Annotated in this window: 9 protein-coding genes; 4 read left to right on the top strand and 5 right to left on the bottom strand. The window is 61.4% G+C overall.

Translation table 11 applies throughout. The features are described 5' to 3' along the window. Positions 1-2: 2 nt before the first annotated feature. Positions 3-935 (bottom strand): cache domain-containing protein, encoded by a 933-nt coding sequence (locus HDG32_RS30045; protein WP_260336644.1) that lies wholly within the window; start codon positions 933-935, stop codon positions 3-5. Then, entirely contained in the window at positions 932-2,167 is a 1,236-nt protein-coding gene (locus tag HDG32_RS30040; protein ID WP_260336647.1) for an ABC transporter substrate-binding protein, read from the bottom strand. The genes HDG32_RS30045 and HDG32_RS30040 overlap by 4 nt, the downstream gene beginning before the upstream one ends. A 659-nt stretch (positions 2,168-2,826) precedes the next feature. Between HDG32_RS30040 and HDG32_RS30035 the strand changes: the two genes are divergently transcribed. Further along, the gene (locus HDG32_RS30035; RefSeq protein WP_184024579.1) at positions 2,827-3,141 is read left to right on the top strand and encodes a DUF4148 domain-containing protein; all 315 of its coding nucleotides are present in this window, start codon (positions 2,827-2,829) and stop codon (positions 3,139-3,141) included. Positions 3,142-3,415: 274 nt separating this feature from the next. On the opposite strand, the gene HDG32_RS30030 is transcribed toward HDG32_RS30035, so the two are convergent. Both HDG32_RS30030 and HDG32_RS30025 read right to left on the bottom strand, forming a co-directional pair. Beyond that, positions 3,416-3,664 carry a hypothetical protein gene (locus tag HDG32_RS30030; protein ID WP_129961873.1) on the bottom strand — a complete coding sequence of 83 codons (249 nt, stop codon included), beginning with the start codon at positions 3,662-3,664 and terminating at the stop codon, positions 3,416-3,418. A 184-nt stretch (positions 3,665-3,848) separates the two neighbouring features. Further along, a complete protein-coding gene (locus HDG32_RS30025; RefSeq protein WP_184072871.1) occupies positions 3,849-4,895 on the bottom strand; it encodes a phytoene/squalene synthase family protein in 1,047 nt (348 codons plus the stop codon). A gap of 507 nt (positions 4,896-5,402) precedes the next feature. On the opposite strand from HDG32_RS30025, the gene HDG32_RS30020 reads away from it, so the two are divergent. The 3 genes from HDG32_RS30020 to tehA all read left to right on the top strand — a co-directional run bounded on the left by HDG32_RS30020 (position 5,403) and on the right by tehA (position 8,483). Continuing rightward, a complete protein-coding gene (locus HDG32_RS30020) occupies positions 5,403-6,923 on the top strand; it encodes an ATPase domain-containing protein (RefSeq protein WP_221307909.1) in 1,521 nt (506 codons plus the stop codon). Positions 6,924-6,929: 6 nt separating this feature from the next. Then, positions 6,930-7,280 carry a response regulator gene (locus HDG32_RS30015; protein ID WP_184072869.1) on the top strand — a complete coding sequence of 117 codons (351 nt, stop codon included), beginning with the start codon at positions 6,930-6,932 and terminating at the stop codon, positions 7,278-7,280. Between the two features lie 180 nt (positions 7,281-7,460). Continuing rightward, entirely contained in the window at positions 7,461-8,483 is a 1,023-nt protein-coding gene (tehA, locus tag HDG32_RS30010) for a dicarboxylate transporter/tellurite-resistance protein TehA (RefSeq protein ID WP_184072867.1), read from the top strand. Between the two features lie 65 nt (positions 8,484-8,548). Here tehA and HDG32_RS30005 read toward each other — a convergent pair whose 3' ends face one another. Further along, positions 8,549-9,040 carry a DUF4126 domain-containing protein gene (locus tag HDG32_RS30005; protein WP_090807556.1) on the bottom strand — a complete coding sequence of 164 codons (492 nt, stop codon included), beginning with the start codon at positions 9,038-9,040 and terminating at the stop codon, positions 8,549-8,551. Positions 9,041-9,074 lie beyond the last annotated feature (34 nt).

Below are 9,074 nucleotides of genomic sequence, written 5' to 3'. Positions count from 1 at the left end.
CGTCAGCCGCTCCTCAGGTTGTAGCTGTTGATATTGTTTTTCCATGGCAACACCTTATACGAGTCAGGGTGTTGCACTTCAGATTTGAGAACGCGGTCGCCATTCTTGCCATGGAAGTCGACGAAGCCATTTGGCTCGCCGTGCGGATCGGCGTTTGTGATTCTTTCGAGCAGACCCGGTTCAGCCTTTCCATCGGTGCTCATTGAAGAACCGTCGGCACGAACAATCAGCTTGTCGCTGCTGGCGTCAAGTACATAGATCTCCGTTCCACTGCCCACGGCGACGTCATTGAAAATCGCTGAGAAATACTCGGGGCGAATCACTAGAACCAGATTACCGATCTGCCGATTGTCGCTCTTGCCGATGATGGCGCGCACCATCCCGAGATCTTGCTGACCGGCCCCGTTGTCATAGCTGCCCCAGTAAGGCCGGCCATTTCGATCGGGAGCCTGCTGGACCAGATGCACCACACTCCGCGTCAATTGCGCGAACGCCTGGGTGTCCGTGATCCGGTTGTCCTTGTCGAGAAAATATTTCTGGTTGATGAAATCAACCGCGCCGTAGTGCTCCAGGAGCAGTCGGGTCAGATCCTGGCGAGCTTCGCTCTGCTCCTTTTCATTGCCGTGTGCGATGCGGGTCAGCGCGTCTTGAACCTGATCGGAGAGCACCAGAAGGCTGCTCTCCGTCTCGATCTGCTCCATCCGTAACGAGATGTTTTTGGATACCTGTTTGACTACCTCTTTGGAAAATATCTCCGCTTTGTGCTTGAACTCTGCTGTTGACTCCACATACGATATGTAGCTGGAGACAAGTATCGGTATCAGCGAAAGCAGGATAAACGCGGTTATCAGCCGGTAGCGAATTTCGACCCGGCGCAGCAGATCCAACGAGAAGTAGGCGAATGCGCTTCGCAGCCAGGCGATCAGTGGGCTCATTTGTAGTGCATCTTCGCTTCATTCTTAACAGACTCGTCCAGGAGTTTTGCAGCCTGCATTGGCGTGATTTTCCTGAACAGCACATCCTGTATCAATCGATGCAAGCGCTCGATGGAATTGGAGGGTAGAAACGAATAGTACGGGCTGCCGGTCACAGCATAGCGACTGACCATGTTTGTGTAGTCGACAATCTTCTGATCGCTCACCACCGTCCCCGGGAACTGCTTGAATGGAGAAATGTTCTGGCGCTTGATCTGGAGGATGGAAAACCCCTGCCCAGCGACGAACTCGAGAAAACGCATTGCCGCGGCCTTGTTGGGCGTTTCCGACACCGCAAACCCGGTTTCGCTGCCGATCACGGGCACCACCTGCTCGCCTTGCGCGTTCCAGGGCGGGATGAGCACGCCAACTTCAAAGGGATTGCCGTGCAGCAACAGACCGGCTGCCCAGCTACCGTGAAAAGCCATCGCGACTTTGCCCTCCTTGAATAGCCGTATGCCATCATCGTAGCCAGTTGTCATGAACGATTCCTGTACGAAACCCCGTTCCGGCATCAGCCTGATCCTGGCGAAAATATCCGCTACCTGGGGGGTGTTCAAATCCAGCGTGCCATCGCTGATTTTGTCCTTCCAGTCTGGCTCGCGCGCAACCACATTGTTAGCAAAGCCTGAACTGAAGGGGCCGTTGCCGAGCATATTTGGGAAGCCGCCGTTCCACATTATTGGCGTATAGCCCGCACGTTTGAGCTGTTCGCAAACCGCCAGGAATTCGTTGAAATTGGTCGGCAGATCCCTGATCCCCGCCTTCGCAAACATGTCCTGGTTGTAATAGATCAAAGTCGTAGCCATTCCCCCCGCTATTCCAAAGTGCCTGGATTGGCGACTGGTCCAGTCTTTTTTGAGAGGATCGAGCATGTTGTTCCAGGCGGATGTCTTGCTAACGTCGGCGAGGAGCCCTTGATCGGCCAGGTCGGCCGCGTAGGCATTCGGATTGATGCTCACCAGATCGGGCAAGTTGCCGGAGGCGATCCGCGGCTTGATATTTTCTTCCACCGAATTGCCAATCATGAACTGCACATCCACGTGTATGTCCGGATTCAGCTTGCTGAATTCGGCAGCAATCTGAAGCATTTCTTCCGGCCAGTCAGGAGCCCAGACCAAGGCGGTGATGGTGGTACTGGCCGGCCCGCTCGTGCTCGAAGAATCGTGGTCTCGCTGATGGCAACCGCACAACGAGAAAAGAATGAAACAGGCCAAGACCGACAGCAAGGAGCCAAACTCAGTTTGTCGCACGTGGGGTTCACTTTTTCAGGTTCGGCATGGATTGGGCGGCCCTCGGCAGAGGCTATGGGCGCATTCGATGGCAAACCGGTGAAACTTTCATCGCGGTCGAATCACTTGCATAACCATGGCGGCGTCCCTGCAGCGGTAAGTTGTGACGAAGCCCGGCATGCCGCTGCGCATTTCATCACAAATCCTTCTCGCTGCCGGCCGATCTTTTCTCATCGACGACGCCTATCGATCGGCACCTGAATGTTTATAAAACAGGGCTGCCTGGAGCTCTTGACGGGTCGGCACTCACACGGCATATCGGCAACAGACGCAGATACTTTAACTAAAGGGAGCCCGAATCTCGCCGGCATGACGGGAAGTCGCCGATACGAGGGGAGCGGCTCAGACGTCACCGACCTCGCATAGTTTTCATTTCCTGTGACACCGGACACACGTCTACGCGTTAACCCTAAAAGTTCCGTCGCTTTATATCAATTTTCGCAACAAACATTACCTATCTCACGACTTACTCTGTCAAGTTTGACAAATTACAATGCAATCACTGACTACGAACAAGCAAGTTCGCAGCAAGATAAAACCCTGAACTGGAGGTAAGTATCATGAAATCGCTGATTCAAGCCGTTGTCATCGCCGTCGCTGTCGCCGCTCCGGTCGCCGCGTTCGCGCAAGCCAACCAGCCCGTGACCCGCGCTCAAGTGCGCGCCGAGCTGATCCAACTGGAAAAGGCAGGCTATCAACCTGGTCACGCCGACCCGCACTACCCGGCTGACATCCAGGCTGCGCAAGCCCGCGTCGACGCGCAAAACGGCGTCGGTCAAGCCGCTACCGGCTTCGGTGGTGTGGTAAGCGGTACGTCGCAAACGAGCCATGCGGCTCCGACGAGTGGCCCGAAGTCGGTCTACTTCGGTCAGTAAGCGGTAGGTGGCAGGCGGTTCGTCAAGCGCAGCTGTGTGGCCACGAAGCCGTACGGCGAAACGAACCGCGAGCACTTCCAGATAGCGCGTCCTTGCGACGCGCCCCCCGATTCAAATGAACTGGCCCGCGACTCGGGTATCTCCGAGCGCGGGCCAGTTCGTATGTGGTTACCTCCGTCATCGGGCTCCCGATGACTTCGCCCAGGCCTTCACGGTCTGGGCGCTTTTTCGCGACGCTCTGCGTGCGCCGCGATGAATTCTCAGCTGCCCGCGCTCAGTCGCGTGCGATCAGATTGCCGACCTGGCCGCGCCCGGTCACTAGGCAACTCGACAGGAAGCTCTCGCTCTGCGCGCTCGCGCCAGCGTCACCAAAGCCCTTTTTCAACGCGTCCGATTTGACGAGCGCCGCGCCCTGGTGACACGTAATCGTGCCGACCTCGCCCGCCTGCGCACGCATCAACGCCCGATCCGCCATCAGATAGCCAAGCAAAAGCACCAACGCAATATTGAACGCTTGTCGCATGGGTCGTCTCCTTTTCGAAGAGACTAACGTGAAGCGCGAATGCAGTGGCCTGGGGCTTTCCCGATTGTTGAAGATTCAATGATCCAGAATAAATCGCGGCTGCTGCGGGCGATTCGTAGTGCATTGAAGCGATTCAGTTTTATTCGATGCGCGTGACTGTGCGCGCAACCGTAGGCGTTTACGCCTACAGCCGAGTTTCGATCCGCGCGATGCGGCTATTGATCGCATGGCGCACCAGCGCATTCGACGGCACCAGCAGCAGCGATGACGCGATGATCCGATACACGTCATGGCGCGTCACCTTCGACACTTTCGCCGGATCCAGCCACGCGTCGTTATCCGCGAGCAGCAGTAAGGTGTCGAGGCCGATGAGGATCGGCCACAGGCAGGCGAGCCGCAAGCGCACCGCGCTCACCGGAATCGCGAGCGTATAGTCGAGCGCCGCGCGGAAATGATCGAGCGTCTTGCGCAGCAGTTCGACGAGCAGCGGCCGCGCGCGCATCGAATTGGCCGGTTGCAGCAGATCGCGCGCGCTCAGACCGTGGCGCTCGAGCATGCTCTGCGGCAGATAGCAGCGGCCGATGCGCAAGTCCTTTCCGCAATCGCGCAGCACGTTGGTCATCTGCAATGCCTTGCCGAAACGCACGCCACGCTGCTTCATCGTGTCGGGCTGTTCTTTCAGCGTGGCCGGCATGTGCGCGTAAGTCATCGTGGTCCAGAACTCGCCGACGCAGCCCGCGACCAGATACGTATAGCGATCGAGTTCGTCGTATTCGCGCAGCGCCGCGATCTGGCCGGAGCGTTCGTCGGGGAACGTGCGCAGATCGAATTCCATGCCCTCGGTCAGCGTCGTGACGATCGCGCGCACCGCGTGGCGGTCGGACTCGCTCAGTTGCGCGAGCACGTCGAGCGCGGGGCTCAACGATTCGAGCAGCAGCTTTTCATCCGACTGCGCCTGCTGACCCGCGACTTCCGCGGCGATGCGCTGGAACGGCGCGCTGTCGACGGCCACGCCATTGACCTGATCGCGCAACGCGAGCAGCAATTCGAGGCGTTGGCCCGGCGCGATCAGCGAGGTGTCCGCAATCGTATCGGCCGCGCGCGCGAGCAGATATGCAAGGCCGATCGGATCGCGCATGCCGATGGGCAGCACGCGCAGCGTCAGATAGAAGGAGCGTGAAACGCCTTTCAGGAGCGGGCCGAGAAGAAAGGCCCGGGTCGGATTCGGCATGGGTTGGATCGGTTGGCAAATAGGCGGGTGAAAGCCCGCTGGGATCAGGCGCTGCCGAATTGTATACGGCGAGGCGCGTCACCCGGTACACCATGAACCAGCATCAGAAGCCGTCCGCCGAAGCCGGCGCCGCTCGCAGCCGCCGTTCGAACCTGCACCTGACCTATGTGATCGGCAGCCTCGAGCGCAGCCTGCGGCGCCGTATGAGCGAAGCGCTCGCCTTTCCGTTTCATTGCATCGGTTTGCAAATTCGACCGGCCACCGCACTTCACTCCCCACTCATACCGCATGCACCGGGCTCCTCGCCGCCGGCCTTTTTCGCCCTCTCACGCCGCCCCGTCGAGCACACGCCGTTCGCCGGGCACGCGTTGCCGGATAGACTCCCCGCATTTCACGCCGCGGGACACTGTCGCTCGCGATCGGGAATGGGGATTGCTGCCACCACGGGGTTGAGCACAGGACGGTTACGACCAGGCCGTCGCTTGCACTTTGAACGACACATCGACAATGACTACCGACGCATCCAACACGTCTCGCCCGTCCGACGCGGCGCGACCTAACGCGGCCCGGCCTGACGCGGCGCGACGCAATGTCGAAACCGGCGTGCCCGGTTTCGACGAGATCCTCGGCGGCGGTCTGGTGAGCGGTGGCGTCTATCTACTGGAGGGGATGGCCGGCGCCGGCAAGACGATCCTGTCGAGCCAGATTGGTTTTCATCGGGTGCGGCAAGGCGAGAAAGTGCTGTACATGACGCTGATCGCCGAATCGCACGACAAGCTGCTCGCTCACCTGAAAGGCCTGAGCTTTTTCGACGAAGCCGCGGTCGCGCAGCAGATGCTGTTCGTGTCCGGCTATCACGAACTGATGCAGGACGGACTCGACGGTTTCCTGAAGCTGATCGCGTCGAGCATCTACGACTACCGGCCGAGCCTGATGATCATCGACGGCTTTCGCAGTGCGCGCGAATTCAGCGAAACCGAGCTGTCGCTGTCGAAGTTCATCCACGAGCTGAACGCGCTGGTCGCCGCGATGGACTGCACGACACTGCTGCTCGCGCCGCTGTCGGGCAACGAGTCGCATCCCGAGCACACGCTGGTGGACGGTCTGATCGAGCTGAACCGCTATCACGACGGCATGCGGCGCGCGCGCGAAATCGAAGTGCACAAGATGCGCGCACGCGATCATCTGATGGGCAAGCACTTCTTCCGCATCGCCGGCAGCGGCCTGCTGATGTTCCCGCGCCTCGAAGCGCAATGCGCGAAGCAAGCGGGCCCCGTCGATCTGAAAGCCCGGCTCGGCTTCGGCTTGCCGCATCTGGACAACCTGCTCGGCGGCGGCTTCGCGCAAGGCTCGACGACCACGCTGATCGGCCCGTCGGGCGTCGGCAAGACGCTGCTGTGCCTGCAGTTCCTCGCCGCCGGTCTCGCACGCGGCGAGCGTTGCGTGTATCTCGGCTTCTACGAGGGTCCGCAGAGACTCATCGGCAAGGCCGAAGCGGTGTCGATCGCGCTTGCCGATGCGTGGCAGGACGGTCGTCTGATGGTGCTTTGGCAGCCGGCGATCGAACTCGCGGTCGATGAAATCGCGTCGAAAGCGCTCGCCACCGTCAAGCAGACCGGCGCGACGCGCATCGTGATCGACGGCGTCGAGGGCTTTCGCGATTCGGCGTTGCGTACCGAGCGCTTCGGCCTGTTCCTGAACGCACTGCTGCATCAGTTGCGCGAAGCGGCCATCACGACGCTCGTCACCGAGGAGCTGCCGCTGTACAGCGAGCCGGGTCACGCGAAGGCCGTGCGCGTGTCGGCGCTGACCGAAAACCTCGTGCTGCTGCGCTACGCCGAGACCGAAGGCGGACTGCGGCGCGTGATTTCGGTGGTGAAGCAACGCGAAAGCGCGCACGACACGTCACTGCGCGAACTGTCGATTTCGTCGCAAGGACTCGACGTGATCGACGGCTCGCCCGGCGCCGCGGGCATCCAATCGACGCCGGGCCTGTCGGTTACGCTGCAATCGCGGCGAAAAACCTAGCCGCTCATGAAAACCATTCTGGTGGTGGACGACGAGTTCGACATCCTCACGGTGTGGCGGCTGCTGCTGGAACGACACGGCTATGCGGTACGGACGGCGTCGAACGGCGCCGTCGCGCTCGAACTGGTCCGCTCGAGCCGGCCCGGTATCGTCGTGTCCGATTGCATGATGCCGGTCATGTCGGGCCTCCAGTTGTGCGCGGCGCTGTATGAGGACCCAGAGCTGCGCGACATTCCGATCATCCTGTGCAGTGCCGCATCGGACATTCCGGTGCAGCCGAATCCACATATTGCCTACGCGCGCAAGCCGCTTTCGTTCGACCGGCTGCTGGCGATGCTGGTGCGCATGGGTGGTTGACGGCCGCCCTTCCTTCCCCCGTCTTCTCTGCCCCTTTCCCCCGCTAAAACACAGCTTGAGACGCTCGCGCCATTTGTCGAGCGTTTGCAGCGTTCTGCGATTCTCCTTGGCCTTTTACAGTAGGCCATCGATCGCGCATGGCCAGCAACCCGCAGCGCGACGCAACTTTCGGAGGTCGTCATGAACAGCAATCGTGGTGCGGTTCCCGCTAGCTTCCTGGGCATCGCGGTGGGCTCGTTGGCGCTGGCCAACCTGTGGCGCGTCGCAATCCGCCTATGGCATTTGCCGGCCGTCGCCGGCAGCGTGGTGACGATCGCGGCGCTCGCCGTCTGGGTCATCATTCTGTCCGCCTACGCGCACAAGTGGTTCGCACAGACCGCCGACGCACGCGCCGAACTGGACCATCCGGTGCAGTCTTCGTTCGTCGCGCTCGCGCCGATCTCGACGCTGCTTGCCGCGCAACTGCTGCAGCCGTACGCGCATACCCTCGCGCTGACGCTGTACGGCATCGCGGCGATCGCGCAACTTGGGCTCGGCGTCTATCTACAGGGCAAGCTGTGGCAAGGCGGCCGCAAGCCCGAACTGACCACGCCGGCGATCTATCTGCCGACGGTCGGAGCGGGCTTCGTCGCGGCGGCGAGCTCGGCCGCATTCGGCTTCCATCAACTGGGCGAGCTGTTTTTCGGCGGCGGCATGCTGGCGTGGCTCGCGCTCGAATCGATGATCCTGCATCGCGCCGCCGTGCATGAACCGCTGCCCGAAGCGCTGCGCCCGACCCTCGGCGTGCAACTCGCGCCGCCAGTCGTTGGTGGTGTCGCGTATTTGAGCCTCACCAGCGGCACGCCCGATCTGTTCGCCTACGCGTTGCTCGGCTACGGTCTCTATCAGGCGCTGATGCTGCTGCGTTTGCTGCCGTGGATCCGCCAACAGGCATTCGTGCCCGGCTACTGGGCGTTCAGCTTCGGCGTAGCGGCGTTGCCGACGATGGCCCTGCGTCTCGTCGAACGCGGCGCGACGGGTCCGATCGAATTCGCGGCACCGGTTCTGTTCGTGGTGGCGAACGCGATCATCGCGATTCTGGTCGTGAAGACGCTTCAGCTGCTCGTGCAAGGCAAGCTGATGCCGCCCGTGGCGGCGAGTTCGACGGCGGCGGCGCCGGTCACGCAAGTCACGACGGCCGCGCGGATCGCCCAGGTTCGATAAGCTGCGGGCAGCGACCGAACGCGGCGGCGACGCGCAAAGCGTCCCGCCGCGTTTTTGCGTTTGTGTCAGAACCCGTGCAACGACACGACGATCAACGCAGCCGCGACGATCGCGACCACGTCCTCGATCAACGCCGCGGGCGCATCGCGCCCGAACATGCTGGCGAGCGAACTGCGCACCTTCGCGCCGCCGAGCGTGCCGATCACCGCGCCTACCGCGCCGACCACCGCGCCCACCACCCCGACGATCATGCCGCCCGCCAGGCCGCCATGCGCGCCGCTGATCGCCGCGCCGCTCAGCGCACCGAGCACGATTCGCGCGCCGAACTGCAGCGGCACCTTGCGGCTCGGCGTTTCGGGCAATTGATCCGTGATCAGTTCGATGACCGCCAGCACGGTGAAGATATACGGCGTGGCCGCGAAGCCGAGGAAGGCAAGCGACGTGCCTTGCAGCGGTAGCCATCCCAGACGCGCGGCCCAGCTGACGGCGGTGGGGGCGATCATCGAGCGAAGGCCGGCGACGACGCCAATCAGCAAGGCCAGAACATACACGGACATAGCGGACTCCCGATCGAGGGCAATGATGCAAGGT

The sequence above is a fragment of the Paraburkholderia sp. CI2 genome (assembly GCF_014201055.1).
Taxonomy (GTDB): domain Bacteria; phylum Pseudomonadota; class Gammaproteobacteria; order Burkholderiales; family Burkholderiaceae; genus Paraburkholderia; species Paraburkholderia tuberum.
Note: the sequence above shows the minus strand (reverse complement) of the source record. Positions and strands in the feature narration are given on the sequence as shown.

What these genes read in the sequence shown, in the direction of transcription:
- HDG32_RS30015 (WP_184072869.1), top strand. Translation starts at nt 6,930, where the DNA reads ATGAAAACCATTCTGGTGGTGGACGACGAGTTCGACATCCTCACGGTG.
- HDG32_RS30035 (WP_184024579.1), top strand. Translation starts at nt 2,827, where the DNA reads ATGAAATCGCTGATTCAAGCCGTTGTCATCGCCGTCGCTGTCGCCGCT.
- HDG32_RS30005 (WP_090807556.1), bottom strand. Translation starts at nt 9,040, where the DNA reads ATGTCCGTGTATGTTCTGGCCTTGCTGATTGGCGTCGTCGCCGGCCTT.
- HDG32_RS30025 (WP_184072871.1), bottom strand. Translation starts at nt 4,895, where the DNA reads ATGCCGAATCCGACCCGGGCCTTTCTTCTCGGCCCGCTCCTGAAAGGC.
- HDG32_RS30030 (WP_129961873.1), bottom strand. Translation starts at nt 3,664, where the DNA reads ATGCGACAAGCGTTCAATATTGCGTTGGTGCTTTTGCTTGGCTATCTG.
- tehA (WP_184072867.1), top strand. Translation starts at nt 7,461, where the DNA reads ATGAACAGCAATCGTGGTGCGGTTCCCGCTAGCTTCCTGGGCATCGCG.
- HDG32_RS30020 (WP_221307909.1), top strand. Translation starts at nt 5,403, where the DNA reads ATGACTACCGACGCATCCAACACGTCTCGCCCGTCCGACGCGGCGCGA.
- HDG32_RS30045 (WP_260336644.1), bottom strand. Translation starts at nt 935, where the DNA reads ATGAGCCCACTGATCGCCTGGCTGCGAAGCGCATTCGCCTACTTCTCG.